Consider the following 18,356-nt stretch of genomic DNA (forward strand, 5'->3'; position numbering starts at 1 on the left):
AACTAGGACGCGGCCTTGGCGGTCTTCGCCGTCAAGACATAGCGGGACAGCGGGTCCTGGACGTAGCCAAGGACGTTGGTGCGGATCGCGTCCGTGGCCTGCTCGTTCACCAGCCAGGCGTTGACGGCCTTGTCCTGCAGGATCTGGCCGGCCTTGGCGTACAGCTTGTAGCGCTCGGTGGTGTCCACGGTCTTGGCGGCGTCAGCGATGATCCGGTCGTACTCCGGGTCGCAGAAGTGGCTCAGGTTGTAGGTGCCTTTACAGGTGTAGTCAGCGGTGAGGAAGCCGATGGGGTCGGCGATGTCGATCAGCCGGTTCCGCTGGCTGAGCAGCATGTCGTAGTTCCCGGCCAGGACATCCGGCTCCGCCGAGGCGTATTCCTTGGAGGTGATGGTCACCGGGATGCCGATGTTCTTCAGGTTCTCCTGCACAACGGCGGCGACGTCCGCAAATTCGGCGCGCTCCACGATGGCAATGATCTCGAGGGGCCGGTCCGCCGTGTAGCCGGCACTGGCGAGCAGCTTGCGGGCTTCCTCGATGTCCTGTTGCTGCTTGTCCTGCTTCCCGCCGGCCCAGGGCTCGGACGGCGCGAACGGTCCGGTGGCAGGCAGGGCCGCGCCCTCGTAGACGCTCGCGGCCAGGGCATCGAGGTCCAGGGCTTCCCGGATTGCCTTGCGGACCTCCACTTTGTCCAGCGGGGCGCGGCCGTTGTTCATGTACATCGTGGCAGTGCGGGGCGAATCGGCACCCAGGACGGAGACGCCCTTGTCCGCTTTCAGTGCCGCGAGGCTGGCGACGGGGATGGACAGTGAGATGTCCGACTCGCCCGTCTGCACCTGGGCGGCACGTGTGGGGCCGTTGGTGATGAAGCGGACCTCGGCGCCGGCAAGTTGTACGTCGCCGCCCCAGTAGTTTTCGTTGCGGTCCAGGGTGAGGGACTGCTTTGCCTTCTCCGAGACGGGAGTGAAAGGCCCGGTGCAATGCCCGAACGGATCCAGGCCTTCAGCATTGTAGGCGGCCGGCGCCAGGATGCCGGTGTTAACGCTGGCCAACCGGTAGGGCACCAGCGGGTTTTCGGCCGGGGTGCTGACCCGAACAGTCTGGCCGTCCACTGCGGTGACACTGCTGATCATGGTGCGGTTGAAGGCGCGCGCCGGAACCTTCGCGTCGAGGACGTGGTTGAGCGCCGACACCACGGACTCGGCGGTGAGGTCGGTGCCGTCCTGGAACTTGACGCCCTGTCGGACGCTGAAATCCCAGTCCAGGGGTGAGGTCTGCTTCCACTCGGTGGCCAGGGACGGCAGGACCTTGCCCTCGGCCTGGTTGAAGGTGGTGAGCGTTTCCAGGCACCCGGAGAGGGACAGGATGTACGCAGCGTCGGACTCAATCGCCCAGTTCGCCACCGGTGCGCGGAAATTGTCCACCACGATCCGCTGGCCGGTGTCAGCACTTGCGCTGGGCTGGGAGGCCTGGGTCTGGGTGCCGCTGAAACCGCAGCCGGTCAGGGTGAGGGCAGCGGCCGCGGCCAGAAGGACGCGGGGACGGAGGGAGGAGCGCACAGGTAACCGCCTAGCAGGGCTGCCGCGGGGAAGGGCAGGAATAAAAAGGGGACGGACTTAGGGTAGCCTTCCCTTCCGCGAAAGCGTGAATTGGTGACTCTGCCGTTCAGCTTGGAGGGGCCCTCGGTGCCAGAACAGCCCGGTTTATGAAAAGGAAAGCCCGCCATTTGGGGGAATGGCGGGCTTTCCGGTCTAAAAACCGGGCTGGAATGGCGTCCGGGCGAGCAGAAAGGCTACTTCAGGCCGAGCTGCTTGGTGGGGATCTTGAAGGATTCCTTGGCGGTCAGTGCGGAAACGGCGGCCACCACGCAGATGACGGCAGTGAAGATGCTGATCTGGACCCAGCCGCCGGGCTTGATGCCGCCCATGGCGGCCACGATGGCGGGTGCGAACCCTGCCATCAGGAAGCCCAGCTGGGTGCCGATGGCCAGGCCGGAGAAGCGGACCTTGGTGCTGAACATCTCGGCATAGAAGGACGGCCAGACGGCGTTGGAGGCGGCGTAACCGCAGGAGAAGAAGCCAATGGCGGCCAGGAACATCAGCGGCACGCTGCCGGATTCCAGGCTCAGCAGGAACAGAGGCGTCAGGGCTGCGCTGGCCAGGGCGCCGTAGATGTAGACGGGCTTGCGGCCGATCTTGTCTGCCAGCATGCCGAACAGGGGCTGGGTGCCCAGGGCCACCACGTTGGCGGCCACCACAAGCCAGAGGGTGGTGGTGCCGTCCACGCCGGCAACGGTCTTGGCGTAGCTGATGGCGAGGGTCCCGAACACTGTGGAGACTGCGGCGATGAAGGCGCAGCAGATCACGCGGAGGACATCGCGCCAGTGGCCCTTGAGCAGATCGGCGACCGGGAGCTTGGAGATCTGGGCGGTCTTCTGGGCTTCCTCGAACGCCGGCGGCTCATGCAGTGTGCGGCGGATAAAGAACGCGACGATCACCACAACGGCGCTCAACCAGAAGGGGATGCGCCAGCCGATGCCGTACTTGATCTCGTCCGGGAGGGCCAGGACGGGGATGAAGACGAGGGCGGCGAGGATCTGGCCGCCCTGGGTGCCGGTGAGGGTCCAGGACGTAAAGAAGGAGCGGCGGTTGTCCGGGGCGTGTTCCAGTGTCATGGAGGAGGCTCCGGCCTGCTCGCCGGCTGCGGACAGGCCCTGGCAGAGCCGGGCGAGGACCAGCAGGGCCGGAGCCCACCAGCCGACGGTGTTGAAGTCCGGCAGGCAGCCGATCACGAAGGTGGAAGCGCCCATCAGGAGGAGGGTGAACATCAGGACCTTCCGCCGGCCCACCCTGTCGCCGAAGTGGCCCAGGATGACGGCACCCACCGGGCGTGCTACGTAGGCGAAGCCGAAGGTGGCGAAGGACATGATGGCCGCATTCGCGTCAGCATTCGGGAAGAAGACCGTGGGAAAGATCAGGGCGGCGGCGGAACCGAAGATGAAGAAGTCGTAGTATTCGACGGCGCTGCCCAGGAAGCTTGCGAGGGCTGCCTTCTTCGGCGTCCCGGCCGGGGCAACAATGCCTGGCTCAGCGGACGGAAGTATCTGGCTCATGGAGTTCCTTTTGATGTGACGACTTTGTCGCGGATGGATCGGGGGCTTCAGCCGGCGAGGCCTGGGTCAAGGCGTGGCGCTGTACGGCTGCAGTTGCGGGAGAACCCGGACAGTAGCCACATGGTGGGAGCTACTTGTGCGATACAGCAATGATGGCTGTGAGGGCAGTCACTTGTCAACAAAATATTCATCTAGTAGCAATAGCTCTCACAATGTGGCAACATCGAAGTATGAGTGTGAACCAAACCACAGCGCCCGATGATGTTGCCGCTGACGAAAGTCCGGCCAAAGCGGGCCGATCAGCTGACCGCACGGACATGGTGGGCAAGGCCCTCGGCCTGCTGGTCCTCCTGGGCGATGAACCCCGCGGCGCGAGTGCTGCGGAGATCTCCCGCCGGGCCCAGCTGCCTTTCAGCACCACGTACCGCCTCCTCGGCTCCCTGACGCGGGACGGCTTTGTGGACTACGAGCCGGATGGCCGCCGCTACCACCTGGGCCTGCGGATCTTCCAGTTGGGTCAGCGCGTTTCCAACCATCACGGCTTCGCCGGAACCGCCCTGCCTGTCCTGCGGCGGGTGACCGAGCAGACGGGGGAGGCCACCATCCTCAGCGTCCGGGACGGCCATCACCACCTCACCGTGAACAAGGTGGACGGCCCGCAGATGTTCCGGGTGACCAGCGATCCGGGCCATCTGGGCTCGCTCTCCACCACCGCCGTCGGCAAGGCGCTGGTGGCGTTTGCGGAGGACGCCGAGCGGGAAAAGCTGCTGGCAGAGCTTCCGCTGGAGCCCCTCACGGAAAAGTCCATCACGGACCGGGATGCCTTCCGTGCCGAAATTGAGCTGGTCCGCCGCCGCGGATTTGCCGTGATGGACGAGGAGAACGAGGCGGGCATGCGGGCCGTCGCCGTTCCGCTGCTCAACAGCCAGGGGCACGCGTTCGCTTCCCTGGCCACTGCGGTCCCGGTCTTCCGCCTCAGCTTGGACGGGCTGGAGGCGCACGTGCCACTGCTTCAGGAAGCGGCGGCCGAGCTTGCTGCCCGCCTGCCCCAGCGCTAGCCGCAACTTTGTTTTGTTCGTATGTAGAACAGCAGTGCGGAAAGTGAACAAATGATGTACCGTAATTTCCATCACCCCGGCAGCGCACCCTCCGCAAGGAAGCTGCCCGGTGCCGTATCAAAGGAGCTGCACGGATGAGCAATCGAACTGAGTCCTACCTGGTGGGACTGGTCGGCGATGGCGTGATGCCATCACTCACTCCGCCCATGCACGAACGCGAAGGGGACGTGCAGGGCCTGCGCTACCTGTACCGGCCCATCGACCTGCTGGAGCTTGGCCTTCCCGGCGAATCCGTGGGCCAGCTGCTCCAGAGCGCCCGCAGCCTTGGCTTCAACGGCCTGAACATCACCCACCCCTGCAAGCAGCTGGTCCTGCAGCACCTGGATGAGGTGTCCCCGGACGCCCTGCGGCTGGGTGCGGTCAACACCGTGGTGATCGAGGACGGCCGGTTCATCGGCCACAACACCGACTTTTCCGGCTTCGCCGGCGCCCTCGCCGCCGGACTTCCGGGCGCGAACCTGGACCACGTAGTCCAGCTGGGTGCCGGCGGTGCCGGCTCGGCTGTCGCCTACGCCCTGCTAACCGCCGGGGTCCGCCACCTGGACCTGGTGGACATGGACGCCGCCCGCGGCGCCACCCGCGCCGCCGAGCTGGCCGGGTTCTTCCCGGACAGCACCGTGACGGCACGCAGGACGACGGAGCTGCCGCAGCTGATGCCCCTGGCCGACGGACTGGTGCACTGCACTCCCGTGGGCATGGCCGCCCATCCCGGGCTCCCGCTGGACCTGGACCTGCTTGAGTCCCGCCACTGGGTGGCGGACATCGTCTACCGCCCCATCGATACCGAGCTGGTCCGGGGCGCCCGGGCAAAGGGCTGCGAGGTTCTTGACGGCGGCCGGATGGCAGTGGGCCAGGCCGCGGACGCCTTCCGCATCTTCACGGGCCTGGAAGCGGACCCGGACCGGATGCGCAGCCACTTCCTGGAGCTTGTGGCGGCCGAAGAGGTGGCCGCCTGATGCGCACCGGAATCGCCACAGTCTGCCTGTCCGGCACGCTCAAGGAAAAGATGCAGGCCTGCGCCATCGCCGGGTTCGACGGCATCGAGATCTTCGAGCAGGACTTGGTCACCTCGCCGCTGAGCCCCGAGGATGTGCGCACCATGGCCGCCGACCTCGGCCTGGGCCTGGACCTTTACCAGCCCTTCCGGGATTTCGACGGCGTCACGCCGGACCTGCTGAAGGCCAACCTCCGCCGCGCCGAGGCGAAGTTCAAGCTGATGTCCCGGCTGGGTATGGACACCATCCTGGTCTGCTCAAACGTTGCCACCGCCACCATAAATGACGACGGCCTCCGCGCCGAACAGCTCTCCGAACTCGCGGAGCTGGCCGGGGACCACGGCGTCAAGGTTGCGTACGAGGCCCTCGCCTGGGGCAAATACGTCAACGACTACGAGCACGCCTACCGCCTGGTGGAGATGGTGGACCACCCCAATTTCGGTACCTGCCTGGACTCCTTCCACATCCTCTCCCGCGACTGGGACACCGCGCCGATCGAGAAGATCAACGCGGACAAGATCTTTTTTGTCCAGGTGGCCGACGCCCCCAAACTTTCCATGGACGTGCTGTCCTGGAGCCGCCACTACCGCGTGTTCCCCGGCGAGGGCCAGTTCGAGCTCGCCAAGTTCATGGGCCACGTGGTCCGCGCCGGCTACACCGGCCCGGTGTCCCTGGAAGTCTTCAATGACGTCTTCCGCCAGTCCGACGTCGAGCGCACCGCCGTGGACGCGATGCGATCGCTGATCTGGCTTGAGGAACAGAGCGCCAAATGGCTAGGCACCGAAGGGGCGCCGGGCAACGGCGCCGCCCTCCGCCGTCGTTATCCCATGGAACTGGCCACGCTGCCCAAGGTGAACGAACCCGCAGGCTTCAATTTTGCCGAGGTGAAAGCGGACGATACCGCCCAGCTGGAGAAGCTCCTGGGCCAGCTCGGCTTCGCCTTCGAAGGCCGGCACCGCACCAAGGACGTCCAGCTGTGGACCATGGGGCAGGCGCGGGTGATCATCAACGAGCAGGCCGCACAGCACGCCGAGCCGGCCATCGCAGCCTTGGGGTTCGACGTCGATTCGCCCGTTATTGCCTCTGCCCGGGCCCAGCAGCTCAAGGCCCCGGTGGTGGCCCGCAAGGTCCAGGCCGACGAGGAAGTGTTCCAGGGCATCTCCGCCCCGGACTCCACCGAGATCTTCCTGTGCCAAGGCAGCCCCGACGGCACCGCCGCATGGACGCACGAGTTCGGGGAAGGGCTGGAACACCCGTCCGCGGGAGCCAGCGCGGTGATCGACCACGTAAACCTGGCCCAGCCGTGGCAGCACTTCGATGAGGCCGTCCTCTTCTACACCAGCGCCCTGGCCCTGGAACCGCAGCCGTTCGCGGAAGTTCCGAGCCCCAGCGGCCTGGTGCGCTCGCAGGTCATGCAGACGTCCGACGGCGCGGTGCGGCTGGTCCTGAACCTCGCCCCGGTGCAGCAAGCACCCGTGCAGCAGTCGCCGGCCCGGCAGGCGCGCAAGACCTACCAGGAACACATCGCGTTCGCTGTGGACGACCTTGTTTCCACTGCCCGGTCCGCCCGGGACCGCGGCCTGGAATTCCTGCAGATTCCCGCCAATTACTACGAGGACCTGGACGCCCGCTTCGACCTTGAACCGGGATTCCTGGCCACCCTCCAGGAGCTGAACCTCCTGTACGACCGGGACGCCAGCGGGGAATTCCTCCATTTCTACACCGCCACCGTTGGCAGTGTGTTCTTTGAAATGGTGGAACGCCGCGGCAACTATGACGGCTACGGAGCGCCCAACGCTCCGGTCCGCCACGCCGTCCAGTACGACTCGCTCCAACGCCCCTGACACCACACCCAACCCGCCCTACGAAAGGAGCCAGCCGTGCCGGAAGACATCAATGCCGAGCTGGAATCGGAAGAGCTTGTGCCGCCCGCCGAGCCGAAAGCAGCGCACCTTCCCTTGGACCGTGCCATCGAAACCCAAGCCGACCTCAGTGCCGAGATCAACGCGATCGGCGACGCCTATGCCAGGGCCCTCAAGGATGGTGCCGAGCCTGAGACCCAGCCGCGGCTGGACTACCCGCCGTACCGCAGCAGCATCCTGCGCCACCCCACCAAGAGCCTGCACCACGCGGACCCGGAAACCATCGAGCTGTACTCCCCGGCGTTCGGGCACCAGGACGTGCACGCCCTGGAATCGGACCTGACCATCCAGCACAACGGTGAGCCCCAGGGCGAGCGGATCATCGTGGCCGGCAAGGTCCTGGACGGCAACGGCCGCCCGGTGGCCGGGCAGCTCGTGGAGATCTGGCAGGCCAACGCCTCTGGCCGCTACATCCACAAACGCGACCAGCACCCGGCCCCGATCGACCCCAACTTCACGGGCATCGGCCGCTGCATCACCGGCCCGGACGGCTCGTACCGGTTCACCACCATCAAGCCCGGCGCCTACCCGTGGAAGAACCACCTGAACGCGTGGCGCCCGGCGCACATCCACTTCTCGCTGTTCGGCACCGAGTTTACCCAGCGCATCATCACCCAGATGTACTTCCCCGGCGACCAGCTCTTCCCGCTGGACCCCATCTACCAGACCATCGTGGACCAGGACGCCCGCGACCGGCTCGTGGCCAACTACGACCACAGCCTCACCGAACCCGAATGGGCGCTGGGCTACAACTGGGACATCGTCCTGACCGGTCCCAAGCGGACCTGGACGGAAAACGAGGCGCTGGGCGCCGACGGAGACGAGGAGTAGAAGATGAGCACCAAACTAGTACCCACCCCCGGCCAGACCGTGGGCCCGTTCTACGGCTACGCCCTGCCGTACGAAAAGGACAACGAACTCCTCGCGCCCGGCTCGCCCGGCTCCATCCGCCTGCAGGGCACCGTGTACGACGGATCCGGCCAGGCCATCCCGGATGCCATCCTGGAAATCTGGCAGCCCGACTCCGAGGGCAGGATCGTCCAGAAGACGGGTTCCCTGGTCCGCGACGGGTACACCTTCACCGGCTGGGGCCGCGGCGCCGTGGGCAACTCCGGCGTGTACACCTTCACCACCGTGAATCCGGGTCCCACCAAGCCCGGCGCGGCGGCGTTCATCTCCGTGGCCATCTTTGCCCGCGGCCTGACCAACCGCCTGTTTACCCGGATCTACCTGCCGGAGGACACCGAGGCGCTGGCCAACGATCCGCTGCTCACCTCGCTGGAGCCCGAGCGCCGCACAACGCTCATCGCCCGGCGCGATCCCGACGGCGGCCTGACCTTTGACATCCGCCTTCAGGGTGAGGGCGAGACAGTCTTCCTGGACTTCCAGTGACTGACGCGGCCAGTTCAGCGGGCGGATCCTTCGGGGCCCGCAGTGTGGGGTCCGACGGCGCCGCCGGCCTGCTCAGCCCTGTCTCGGCGTCGCCGCTTGTCGGCGCGCTAACGGGGGACCGTGCGGTACTGGCGGCAATCCTCGCCGTCGAGTCCGGCTGGGCTGCCGTGCTCGAAAAGGCGGGCCTGGCACCTGCCGGTGCGGCCGCCGTCGTCGCCTCCGCCGCTGAAGCGGGCCGCTACGATCCTGCGGACATCGCCCGCCGTGCCCAGGGCGGCGGCAACCCGGTGATCCCGCTGCTGGCCAGCCTGCGCAAGGAGGTGGCAGCGCTGGACACCGGCAATGCCGGAGCCGGAAAAGCGGTGCACACCTCGCTGACCAGCCAGGACGTCCTGGACACCGCACTCATGCTGCTGGCCCGCAATACCGTCGAGGCGCTCCTGTCCGACCTGAAACGCACCACCGCGGCGCTCGCCGCCTTGGCGGAGCAGCATGCGGACACGCTGTGCGTGGGCAGGAGCCTGACCCAGCATTCGCTGCCGCTCACGTTCGGCCTGCGCGCCGCCCAGTGGTTCCACGGCGTCGGGGCTGCGGGCCGGCAACTTGAAACGCTGCAGTTCCCGGTCCAGTTCGGCGGTGCGGCCGGAACGCTGGCCGCCGGCACTGTCCTGACGTCCGGTTCTTCCTCTACTCCGTTTGGCCTGGCTGATGCCCTCGCGTCCCAGCTGGGGCTCGCCCCTGCACCGGCGCCGTGGCACACCAACCGGCTGACCATTACGTCACTGGGCCATGCCTTGGCTTCGGTGCTGGATGCCTTCGGCAAGATTGCTGCAGACGTTCTGTTCCTGAGCCGGCCCGAGGTGGGCGAACTGGCCGAGCCGCGGGCCGCGGGCAGGGGGGTTTCCTCGGCGATGCCGCAGAAGCAGAACCCGGTGCTGTCCGTGCTGGTCCGCAGCGCCGCGCTCCAGGCTCCGGCCCTGGCAGCCCAGCTGCACCTGGCGGCCGCCAACTTCAACGACGAACGGCCGGACGGAGCCTGGCACACCGAGTGGCCTGCGCTCCGGCAACTCCTGGCCCTGGCACTCGGCGCTGCCGGCCACGTCCGGGAGCTTGCCGAGGGGCTGCAGGTTTTCCCGGACGGCATGCGCCGCAACCTGGACCTGGCCGGTCCGCTGCTGCTGGCCGAGGGCGTCGGGGCCGTGGTGGCCCCTCTGCTTGAGGACAAGGACGGGCTCAACGGCAAGCAGCAGCTCCAGGGCGTGGTGGATCAGACCCTCCAGGCACAGCCGGCGGAGCAGGCTGCCACCTACCGCAAGCTGCTCCGTGAGGCCGTTCAGGCGTCGGTCCTGCCGGACGTCCGGCTGGAGGAACTCCTCAACCCGGCCAGCTACCTCGGCGAGGCCGCGGAGATCTCGCGGCGGATCCTGGCCGCGTACCCGGACTTTGCCAATTCACCTGCCCACACCGATGCGAATGGAGCTTCCCGTGGCTAAACCAGTCCTGAAGGCAGCGCTGCTGTCACCCCAGCGGCCCCTGGGCGACCACCCCCTGTTGGTGGTGGGCCCGTCCCTGGGCACCTCCTCGATCCTGTGGAACAGGGCTGCGTCGCTGTTGGGGACCGACTACGACGTGGTGGCCTGGGACCTGCCGGGCCACGGCGTCTCGCCCGCGGCGACGGAAACGTTTGACGTTCCGGCGCTGGCTGATGCGGTGGTGGACCTGGTCGATTCCATCGCCCCGGGAGAGGCGTTCCACTACGCGGGGGTCTCCCTGGGCGGCGCCACCGGCCTGCAGCTCGGGATCCAGCACGGGGAGCGGCTCAAGAGCCTGTCCGTCCAGAACAGCGGAGCCAAGATCGGCACCGCTGAGGGCTGGCTGGAACGCGCCGAAACGGTCCGCAACCAGGGCACACCGGTGATGATCCAGGGCTCGGCCGAGCGCTGGTTCGCCCCTGGTTTTATGGACCGTGAGCCTGAGCTGAGCAGCAGGCTCCTGCATGCCCTGCGCGACGCCGACCGCTTCAGCTACGCCTTCTGCTGCGAGGCGCTGGCGGCCTTTGATGTCCGTGACGAACTCGGCACCATCCGTGTCCCCACGCAGGTTATTGCCGGGGCGTTCGATGGCGTGGCCACGCCGTCGATGGCCGAGGAAGTCGCCACGGGGATCACCGCGGGCGGCGGAACCGCCACCGCCGTCACGCTCGAGGGAGTGGCCCATCTCGCCCCCGCCGAGGCGCCGGCCCACCTGGCGGAGCTGATGCGCGGGCTCCTGGCTTGGGCTGAATCGCGGGAGGCGACCAAGTGAGCGGGACGGAGCGGCACGGCGTGGTCCAGCCCGCTGCCACCAGCCAGGAGGTTTACGACGGCGGCATGGTGGTCCGGCGCGAAGTCCTTGGCGACGCGCACGTGGACCGGGCCAACGCCAACAAGGATGGGTTCACCGAGGACTTCCAGGACATGATCACCCGGATCGCCTGGGGTGGCATCTGGACCCGGCCGGGCCTGACCCGGCAGATGCGGTCCGCCGTCACCATCACCGCGATGGTGGCGCACGGGCACTGGGAAGAACTCGCCATGCACATCCGGGCTGCCCTCACCAACGGCCTGAGCAGGGACGAGATCAAGGAAATCCTGCTCCAGACCGCCATCTACTGCGGCGTCCCCTCCGCCAACACCGCTTTCAAAACTGCCCAGCAGGTGTTCCGTGAAATGGACAGTACTGACCTGGACAGCACCCGTACCGACGAACCCCAGCCCAACTAGGTAGCGCGAAGTGTCGTTTTGAACCCCCAAAACGACACTTAGCGCTACTTAGTTGGGTGGCCACAGACAGAATTAAGAGGAGCATCATGAATCAGGCTTTTGTGTACGATGCCGTGCGCACCCCGTTCGGCAAGTTCGGTTCCGGCCTTGCCGCCGTGCGCCCGGACGACCTTGCCGCGCACGTGATCAGGGAGTCCGTGAAGCGCGCCCCCGGGCTGGATCCGGAGCGGATTGATGAGGTGGTGTTCGGCAACGCCAACGGCGCCGGCGAGGAAAACCGCAACATCGCCCGGATGGGCACCCTGCTGGCCGGGCTGCCGGTGTCCATTCCGGGGACCACGGTGAACCGGCTGTGCGGGTCCTCTTTGGATGCTGCGATCATTGCCTCGCGCCAGATCAACGCCGGGGACGCGGACGTGGTGCTTGTAGGCGGGGCGGAGTCGATGTCCCGGGCGCCGTGGGTGCTGCCCAAGACGGAGAAGCCGTACCCGGCCGGGGACATGACCCTGGCCTCCACCACTCTGGGCTGGCGCCTGGTGAACAAGGCGATGCCCAAGGAGTGGACCATTTCCCTGGGCGAGGCCACCGAGCGGCTCCGCGAGAAGTACGGGGTGACCCGGCAGGCGCAGGATGAGTTCGCCGCAAACTCGCACAACCTGTCCGCCGCGGCATGGGACGAGGGCTTCTACGACAACCTCGTCGCCCCCGTGCCGGGCACTGACCTGGTCCGGGACGAGGGCATCCGCCCCGGCTCCACCGCGGAGAAGCTCGCGGCACTGAAGACGGTGTTCCGTTCAGAGCCTGAGGGCGCGGAGGTGGGCGGCACGGTCACCGCCGGCAACGCGTCGCCGCTGTCCGACGGCGCCTCTGCGGCCTGGGTGGGGTCCGAGGCTGCCGCCGGGCTGCTCGGGCTCGAGCCCTTGGCCCGTATTGCCGGGCGCGGCGCGCACGGCAATGATCCGCAGTACTTCGGCTACGCCCCGGTTGAGGCGGCGAACAAGGCGCTGGCGAAGGCGGGGATCGGCTGGGACCAGGTGGGCGCTGTCGAACTTAACGAAGCGTTCGCCGCGCAGTCGCTGGCCTGCATCAATGCCTGGGACATCGATGCCTCGATTGTGAACCGGCACGGCGGGGCGATCGCGATGGGCCACCCGCTGGGTGCATCGGGCACCCGGATCCTGGGCACCCTGGCCCGGTCCCTGCAGGCCTCCGGGGAGCGCTGGGGCGTCGCCGCGATCTGCATCGGCGTGGGCCAGGGCCTGGCCGTGGTGCTCGAAAACGTAACTGCTGGTGTGAAGGGCTGAGAGAGATGCTGAATTTTGTAGACACCGTGGCCGATGCCGTGGCCGGCATCAAGGACGGTTCCACGGTGATGATCGGCGGGTTCGGCAACGCCGGCCAGCCGTTCGAACTGATCGACGCGCTGCTCGAATGCGGAGCCAGGGACCTGACCGTGGTGAACAACAACGCCGGGCAGGGCGACCAGGGCCTTGCCCTGCTGATCAAGGAAGGCCGGGTGAAGAAGATGATCTGCTCCTTCCCGCGGCAGTCCGATTCCTGGCACTTTGATGCCAAGTACAAGGCCGGCGAGATCGAACTCGAACTCGTCCCGCAGGGCAACCTCGCCGAGCGCATCCGCGCCGCCGGAGCGGGCATCGGCGGGTTCTTCACCCCCACCGGGTACGGGACCATGCTGGCCGAGGGCAAGGAAACCCGGATCATTGACGGCCGCGGCCAGGTGTTCGAAACACCGATCCACGCCGACGTTGCACTGATCAAGGCCCTGAAGGCGGACGGGAAGGGCAACCTGGTCTACCGCAAGACCGCCCGGAACTTCGGTCCCATCATGGCCGCCGCGGCGAAGCAGACCATCGTGCAGGTCTCCGAGATCGTTCCCACGGGTTCCCTTGACCCGGAGAACGTGGTCACGCCCGGTATCTACGTCAATACGGTTGTCCGCGTGGCGGCCTCCGACAGCACCGCCGGCACGAGCGAAAAGGTGGCCTGAGATGACCGTCCAGTCCAACGAAACATCCATCCAGACCTCCGCCACGCCCCTGGGCCGGGATGACCTGGCCCGCCTCGTGGCCAAGGACATCGCCCCGGGATCGTTTGTGAACCTGGGCATCGGCCAGCCCACCCTGGTCTCCAACTACCTCACCGAGGACCAGGACATCACCCTCCACACGGAGAACGGGATGCTCGGCATGGGCCCGGAGGCCACAGGGGACGAAATCGACGGCGACCTCATTAACGCGGGCAAGATCCCGGTCACCGAACTCCCGGGAGCCTCGTACTTCCACCATGCTGATTCGTTCGCGATGATGCGGGGCGGGCACCTGGACATCTGCGTGTTGGGCGCGTTCCAGGTCTCCGCTACCGGTGACCTGGCGAACTGGCACACCGGGGCGCCCGGGGCGATTCCCGCCGTCGGCGGTGCCATGGACCTCGCCACCGGGGCGAAGGACGTGTTCGTGATGATGACGCTCCTGACGAAACAGGGCGCCTCCAAGATCGTGGACGCCTGCACCTACCCGCTCACCGGCGTCGGCTGCGTCACCCGCGTCTACACCGACAAAGCCGTGTTCCTCACCGGCCCCGACGGCGTCACCGTCCGCGAAACCTTCGGCTGCACCTTCGAAGAACTCCAGGAACTGGTGCCGGTCCCGCTCACGGCCGCCAGAGCTGCCTGAGTCCACCCTAGGATTGGTAACCATGACCAACGCCGTCCGCACAGACACCCCGGCTGCACCGCAGGCCAGCGACCAGTACGTCCAGTCGCTGGCCCGCGGGCTGGCCGTGATCCGCGCGTTTGATACGGACCACCCGGTCATGACCCTCACCGAAGTGGCAGCCCGGACGGACCTGACCCGGGCAACGGCCCGGCGGTTCCTGCACACCCTGGTGGAGCTGGGCTACGTGCGGACTGACGGCAAAACCTTCGCCCTCACCGCCAAGGTGCTCCAGCTCGGGTATGCGTACCTGTCCGGGTTGTCGCTGCCGCAGCTGGCGCAGCCGCACTTGGAGGAGCTGTCCCTGAAGCTTGGTGAATCAACGTCCGCGGCGGTGCTGGACGGGACGGACATCGCCTATATCGCCCGCGTAACCACGCGGCGGATCATGAACGTGGGCATCACCGTGGGCACCCGCTTCCCGGCCTATGCCACGTCCATGGGCAGGGTGCTCCTGGCCGGCCTGCCGCCCGCGGACCTGAAGGCATACCTGGCGGCCGCGGAGATCAAACCGCTCACACCGCGGGCCATCGGCACTGCCAAAGAGCTGCTCGCAGTGCTGGACACGGTCCGCGCCCAGGGCTGGTGCCTGCTGGACCAGGAACTGGAACTGGGCCTGATGTCCGTGGCGGCCCCCGTGTATGACGGCCCAAAGGTCGTGGCTGCCGTCAACGTCTCGCTGCAGGCCCAGACTGTCGCAGCCCAACCGGACCCCGACGCCTACCTGGCATCGGTGGCCCGGGAAATCGTGGCGACGGCGAAACTCGTCTCCGCGGACCTGACTGCCCGGAGGTAACAGGGGCTTAGCCCGCGGGAGGGCGCACCCAGCGAACCTTTCGGTCCGCAGGGACTGCCCCTGCGCACCGAACCCCGGCCTCATTGCGCAGGCCGGTACACAGAGCGCAGACTGTGGCCCATGGCTACCGAAGCTGATGTCAGAAAAGCTGCCCTGGCACTGCCCGGGGTCTCAGAGCGGCCCAGTTGGGGCCAGCCGGCGTGGTTCGCCAAGACCCTGCTGGCCAGGATCTGGGAACCCGGAGTCCTCACGGTCAAGACAGAAGAACGTGAAGCCCTTGCCGGCACCGAGCCGGAGATTTTCTTCTGGACGCCCCATCATGAGCGCTCACCCCAGTTGGTGCTGGTCCGGCTCGAGCGGATCAACGGGAAGCTGCTCAAGGAACTGCTGGAGGACTCCTACCGCCTGGCGGGAGGGAAAGCGGGAGGGAAGCCGGGCAGCCACTAAGTAACTCTTTGCCACCCAAGCCGGCCGCACCACTCCCGCCACAGGGGTACGGGCCATAGACTCTAGCCAACTACGTGCAGCAGCGCCGCTCCGCGAAGCCCCTGGTCCACCAGGGGAAACAGGGGCGGCGGCGAAGCACTCGTGCAGCGATGGGAGTCGGCGGGTGAAACTGGGCATACCGCGGGAACGCCGGGAGGGTGAACGGCGGGTGGCCGCCACACCCGAGTCGGTCAAGCAGTTGGTGGCGCTGGGCGTGGACGTGCTGGTCGAGGCGGGCGCGGGTGACGCCGCCGGCCACGCGGACACGGCGTACAACCAGGCCGGAGCGCAGGTGGTCCCGGAGCTGGACCTGGCGCAGCTGGATGTCCTGGCCCATGTCCGCCCCCTTGACCCGAACACCGTGAGGTCCCTGAAAAGGGGAGCGGTCACGGCGGGGCTCGGGTCGCCGTCGTCCGAACTCCCGACGGTGGAGGCCCTCGCGGACGCCGGCGTCACAGCCTTTGCCCTCGAACTGGTGCCCCGCATCTCCCGCGCCCAGTCCATGGATGCCCTCAGTTCCCAGGCGCTCGTCGCCGGGTACCGCTGCGTGCTGGAAGCCGCCATCCGGCTGCCCCGGTTCTTTCCGCTGTACATGACCGCAGCCGGGACCGTGCCGCCGGCACGGGTCCTGGTCCTGGGCGCCGGAGTGGCCGGCCTGCAGGCCATCGGTACGGCAAAACGGCTCGGCGCCCGCGTCTTCGCCAACGACATCCGCCCCGCTTCCGCAGATGAAGTGGCCTCGATGGGCGGCACTTTCATCCGGCTGGACCTCGAAACCGCGGAGGCTGCCGGCGGCTATGCACGCCAGCTCAGCTCAGACGCCGGCACGCGGCAGCGGCAGTTGCTCGCCCCGCATGTGGCGCAGGCGGACGTGCTCATTACGACGGCGGCCGTCCCCGGCAGGCGCGCACCACTGCTGGTCACCACCGAGATGGTGCAGGGCATGCGCCCCGGGTCGGTGGTTGTTGACCTCGCCGCCGAGTCCGGCGGCAACGTGGAGGGTGTTGTCCCCGGCCAGGACATTCCGGTCCCCACCGCGGACGGCTCCGGCCATGTCACCCTGGTGGGCCTGAAGGATGCCCCGTCGGCGATGGCCTCCGACGCATCCCGTCTTTATGCCAAAAACGTGGCCAACCTGCTGGCCCTGGTGATCAAGGACGGCGCTTTGGCATTGGACTTCGACGACGAAGTACTCGCCGGAGCCTGCCTGGCACACGACGGCGCGGTGCGGCACCAGCCCACCGCCGAACTGCTCGCGGCCAGAGCCGGCAGCCGGCGGGAAGGGGTGCTCTGATGGACGGGATCAGCCTGTTGACCATCACTGTCCTGGCGGTGTTTGTTGGCTTCGAAGTGGTCTCCAAGGTGTCCAGCACCCTGCACACGCCGCTGATGTCCGGCGCAAACGCCATCCACGGGATCATCCTGGTGGGGGCCATCATCGTGGCCGGCCAGGCAGCGGACCCGTGGGTGCTCGCGGTAGCCCTGCTCGCCGTCGTCCTGGCCACAGCCAACCTGGTGGGCGGATTTGTGGTGACCGACCGGATGCTGCATATGTTCCACGCCCGAAAGGAAGCCGGCACAAAGGCTGCAGCGGGGAAGGTTGGCGGCAAGTGACCCTCCTCGATCCCGTCTGGTCCTCGCTGCTCTACCTGGCCGCGGCCGTCTGCTTCATCCTGGCCCTGCGCGGCCTCAGCTCCCCGCGCACCGCCCGCCGCGGAAACCTGATCGGGGCGCTGGGAGCCCTGATCGCCGTCGTCGCTGTTTTCCTGTCCTCCCGGCTGGAGAACATCCCCTGGATCCTCGCCGCCATAGCCGTGGGCGCGGCAGTGGCGGCGCCGGTGGCGCGGCGCGTGAAAATGACCCAGATGCCGCAGCTGGTGGCGCTGTTCAACGGGGTGGGCGGCGGCGCCGCGGCCCTCGTGGCGCTCCTGGAGCTGAGCCACGCGGACGATCCCTGGGTGCGCCTGGCCATCGTCTTCACCCTCCTGGTCGGTGCAGTTTCCTTCGCCGGCTCCGGCGTTACCTTTGCCAAGCTGCAGGAGCTGATGACCACCCGTCCGGTGGTGTTCCCGGGCCTGCCGGCAGTCATGACGGCGGTGCTCATCGCGGCGGTGGCGGCCGGCGTCGCTGTCATCCTCACCGGTTCATCCGCGCTCGCGGTGCTGCTGCTGGTGCTGGGACTCGCCGCCGGGGTTCTTCTGGTGCTTCCGGTGGGCGGCGCCGACGTCCCGATCGTTATCTCGCTGCTGAACGCCTTCACCGGCCTGGCCGTCGCGGCCTCGGGGCTGGTCCTTGGGAACGTGCTGCTGGTGGTGGCGGGCACCCTGGTGGGCGCCTCCGGTACCATCCTCACCCGCGCCATGGCCGCCGCCATGGGCCGCAGCGTCGCGGGCATCCTGTTCGGCGCCTTCAGGGGAGGTTCGACGGCGGGATCCACCGCCGTGAGCGAGCGTCCCGTGAGGTCCTCCAGCGCCGAGGACGTGGCCGTGTTGCTTGGCTACGCGCAGCGTGTGATTATCGTTCCCGGGTACGGCCTGGCCGTCGCGCAGGGCCAGCACACCGCGGCCGAACTGGCCCTGGCGCTGGAGGCGCGCGGCATTGAGGTCGACTTCGCCATCCACCCGGTGGCCGGCCGGATGCCCGGGCACATGAACGTGCTCCTGGCCGAGGCCAACGTGCCCTATGAATCGCTCAAGGAGATGGGCGAGATCAATCCGGAGTTCAAAACGGCGGACGTGGCGCTGGTGGTGGGTGCCAATGACGTCGTAAACCCCGCGGCCAAGACGTCCTCCGGGTCGCCCATCTACGGCATGCCCATCCTCGAGGTGGCGGATGCCCGGCAGGTGGTGTTCCTGAAGCGGTCCATGCGGCCCGGTTTCGCCGGGATCGAGAACGATCTGCTCTACCAGCCACAGACGTCCCTGCTCTTCGGTGACGCCAAGGACTCCCTGGCTCAGGTCCTTGGCGCAGTGAAAACGCTGTAGCCTGCCGTGCTGCACCGCACCTCCCGCCCGGCGGGTTACTCTTCTTTGAGAAGTAGC

The 18,356-nt window shown here is 67.4% G+C and carries 18 protein-coding genes; 16 read left to right on the plus strand and 2 right to left on the minus strand.

Going from position 1 to position 18,356, the window contains the following annotated elements:
- Window positions 1-2 precede the first annotated feature (2 nt).
- Window positions 3-1,559 (minus strand): ABC transporter substrate-binding protein, encoded by a 1,557-nt coding sequence (locus QRN11_RS01650; protein WP_285249604.1) that lies wholly within the window; start codon window positions 1,557-1,559, stop codon window positions 3-5.
- A gap of 233 nt (window positions 1,560-1,792) precedes the next feature.
- Window positions 1,793-3,112, minus strand: a complete 1,320-nt coding sequence (locus QRN11_RS01655; protein WP_285249605.1) for an MFS transporter — start codon at window positions 3,110-3,112, stop codon at window positions 1,793-1,795.
- Window positions 3,113-3,342: 230 nt separating this feature from the next.
- Here QRN11_RS01655 and QRN11_RS01660 point away from each other — a divergent pair, with 230 nt between their 5' ends.
- The 16 genes from QRN11_RS01660 (at window position 3,343) to QRN11_RS01735 (ending at window position 18,299) form a co-directional block, all read left to right on the plus strand.
- Window positions 3,343-4,170: an IclR family transcriptional regulator gene (locus tag QRN11_RS01660; protein WP_285249606.1), complete on the plus strand. Its 828-nt coding sequence runs from the start codon at window positions 3,343-3,345 to the stop codon at window positions 4,168-4,170.
- Window positions 4,171-4,304: 134 nt separating this feature from the next.
- The gene (locus tag QRN11_RS01665; protein ID WP_285249607.1) at window positions 4,305-5,186 is read left to right on the plus strand and encodes a shikimate dehydrogenase; all 882 of its coding nucleotides are present in this window, start codon (window positions 4,305-4,307) and stop codon (window positions 5,184-5,186) included.
- Window positions 5,186-7,069: a bifunctional sugar phosphate isomerase/epimerase/4-hydroxyphenylpyruvate dioxygenase family protein gene (locus QRN11_RS01670; protein WP_285249608.1), complete on the plus strand. Its 1,884-nt coding sequence runs from the start codon at window positions 5,186-5,188 to the stop codon at window positions 7,067-7,069. The genes QRN11_RS01665 and QRN11_RS01670 overlap by 1 nt, the downstream gene beginning before the upstream one ends.
- 36 nt (window positions 7,070-7,105) lie before the next feature.
- Window positions 7,106-7,978: a protocatechuate 3,4-dioxygenase subunit beta gene (pcaH, locus tag QRN11_RS01675; RefSeq protein WP_285249609.1), complete on the plus strand. Its 873-nt coding sequence runs from the start codon at window positions 7,106-7,108 to the stop codon at window positions 7,976-7,978.
- A 3-nt stretch (window positions 7,979-7,981) separates the two neighbouring features.
- Window positions 7,982-8,539 carry a protocatechuate 3,4-dioxygenase subunit alpha gene (gene pcaG, locus QRN11_RS01680; protein ID WP_091419497.1) on the plus strand — a complete coding sequence of 186 codons (558 nt, stop codon included), beginning with the start codon at window positions 7,982-7,984 and terminating at the stop codon, window positions 8,537-8,539.
- A gap of 44 nt (window positions 8,540-8,583) precedes the next feature.
- On the plus strand, window positions 8,584-10,032 hold the full coding sequence (locus QRN11_RS01685) for a lyase family protein (protein WP_285249652.1): 1,449 nt from the start codon (window positions 8,584-8,586) through the stop codon (window positions 10,030-10,032).
- Window positions 10,025-10,843: an alpha/beta fold hydrolase gene (locus tag QRN11_RS01690; RefSeq protein WP_285249610.1), complete on the plus strand. Its 819-nt coding sequence runs from the start codon at window positions 10,025-10,027 to the stop codon at window positions 10,841-10,843. Before QRN11_RS01685 ends, QRN11_RS01690 begins: the two co-directional genes overlap by 8 nt.
- A complete protein-coding gene (gene pcaC / locus QRN11_RS01695; RefSeq protein ID WP_285249611.1) occupies window positions 10,840-11,301 on the plus strand; it encodes a 4-carboxymuconolactone decarboxylase in 462 nt (153 codons plus the stop codon). Before QRN11_RS01690 ends, pcaC begins: the two co-directional genes overlap by 4 nt.
- Before the next feature lie 86 nt (window positions 11,302-11,387).
- Window positions 11,388-12,605 (plus strand): thiolase family protein, encoded by a 1,218-nt coding sequence (locus QRN11_RS01700; RefSeq protein ID WP_091419500.1) that lies wholly within the window; start codon window positions 11,388-11,390, stop codon window positions 12,603-12,605.
- A 5-nt stretch (window positions 12,606-12,610) separates the two neighbouring features.
- Window positions 12,611-13,309, plus strand: coding sequence for a 3-oxoacid CoA-transferase subunit A (locus QRN11_RS01705; protein ID WP_285249612.1), 699 nt, complete (start codon window positions 12,611-12,613; stop codon window positions 13,307-13,309).
- 1 nt (window position 13,310) lies between these two features.
- Window positions 13,311-13,994 carry a 3-oxoacid CoA-transferase subunit B gene (locus QRN11_RS01710; protein ID WP_285249613.1) on the plus strand — a complete coding sequence of 228 codons (684 nt, stop codon included), beginning with the start codon at window positions 13,311-13,313 and terminating at the stop codon, window positions 13,992-13,994.
- Window positions 13,995-14,016: 22 nt separating this feature from the next.
- A complete protein-coding gene (locus tag QRN11_RS01715; RefSeq protein ID WP_285249614.1) occupies window positions 14,017-14,829 on the plus strand; it encodes an IclR family transcriptional regulator domain-containing protein in 813 nt (270 codons plus the stop codon).
- 120 nt (window positions 14,830-14,949) lie between these two features.
- Entirely contained in the window at window positions 14,950-15,276 is a 327-nt protein-coding gene (locus QRN11_RS01720) for an MmcQ/YjbR family DNA-binding protein (RefSeq protein WP_285249615.1), read from the plus strand.
- A 163-nt stretch (window positions 15,277-15,439) separates the two neighbouring features.
- Window positions 15,440-16,609: a Re/Si-specific NAD(P)(+) transhydrogenase subunit alpha gene (locus tag QRN11_RS01725; RefSeq protein WP_285249616.1), complete on the plus strand. Its 1,170-nt coding sequence runs from the start codon at window positions 15,440-15,442 to the stop codon at window positions 16,607-16,609.
- Window positions 16,609-16,929: an NAD(P) transhydrogenase subunit alpha part 2 gene (locus QRN11_RS01730; protein WP_142057375.1), complete on the plus strand. Its 321-nt coding sequence runs from the start codon at window positions 16,609-16,611 to the stop codon at window positions 16,927-16,929. The genes QRN11_RS01725 and QRN11_RS01730 overlap by 1 nt, the downstream gene beginning before the upstream one ends.
- Window positions 16,926-18,299, plus strand: coding sequence for an NAD(P)(+) transhydrogenase (Re/Si-specific) subunit beta (locus QRN11_RS01735; RefSeq protein ID WP_285249617.1), 1,374 nt, complete (start codon window positions 16,926-16,928; stop codon window positions 18,297-18,299). The genes QRN11_RS01730 and QRN11_RS01735 overlap by 4 nt, the downstream gene beginning before the upstream one ends.
- Window positions 18,300-18,356: the final 57 nt, after the last annotated feature.

The sequence above is a fragment of the Pseudarthrobacter sp. fls2-241-R2A-168 genome (assembly GCF_030209335.1).
Classification (GTDB): domain Bacteria; phylum Actinomycetota; class Actinomycetes; order Actinomycetales; family Micrococcaceae; genus Arthrobacter.

Coding starts and splice junctions, on each gene's coding strand:
- QRN11_RS01655 (WP_285249605.1), bottom strand. CDS start 3,112: ATGAGCCAGATACTTCCGTCCGCTGAGCCAGGCATTGTTGCCCCGGCC.
- QRN11_RS01660 (WP_285249606.1), top strand. CDS start 3,343: ATGAGTGTGAACCAAACCACAGCGCCCGATGATGTTGCCGCTGACGAA.
- QRN11_RS01665 (WP_285249607.1), top strand. CDS start 4,305: ATGAGCAATCGAACTGAGTCCTACCTGGTGGGACTGGTCGGCGATGGC.
- QRN11_RS01670 (WP_285249608.1), top strand. CDS start 5,186: ATGCGCACCGGAATCGCCACAGTCTGCCTGTCCGGCACGCTCAAGGAA.
- pcaG (WP_091419497.1), top strand. CDS start 7,982: ATGAGCACCAAACTAGTACCCACCCCCGGCCAGACCGTGGGCCCGTTC.
- QRN11_RS01700 (WP_091419500.1), top strand. CDS start 11,388: ATGAATCAGGCTTTTGTGTACGATGCCGTGCGCACCCCGTTCGGCAAG.
- QRN11_RS01705 (WP_285249612.1), top strand. CDS start 12,611: ATGCTGAATTTTGTAGACACCGTGGCCGATGCCGTGGCCGGCATCAAG.
- QRN11_RS01710 (WP_285249613.1), top strand. CDS start 13,311: ATGACCGTCCAGTCCAACGAAACATCCATCCAGACCTCCGCCACGCCC.
- QRN11_RS01715 (WP_285249614.1), top strand. CDS start 14,017: ATGACCAACGCCGTCCGCACAGACACCCCGGCTGCACCGCAGGCCAGC.
- QRN11_RS01720 (WP_285249615.1), top strand. CDS start 14,950: ATGGCTACCGAAGCTGATGTCAGAAAAGCTGCCCTGGCACTGCCCGGG.
- QRN11_RS01730 (WP_142057375.1), top strand. CDS start 16,609: ATGGACGGGATCAGCCTGTTGACCATCACTGTCCTGGCGGTGTTTGTT.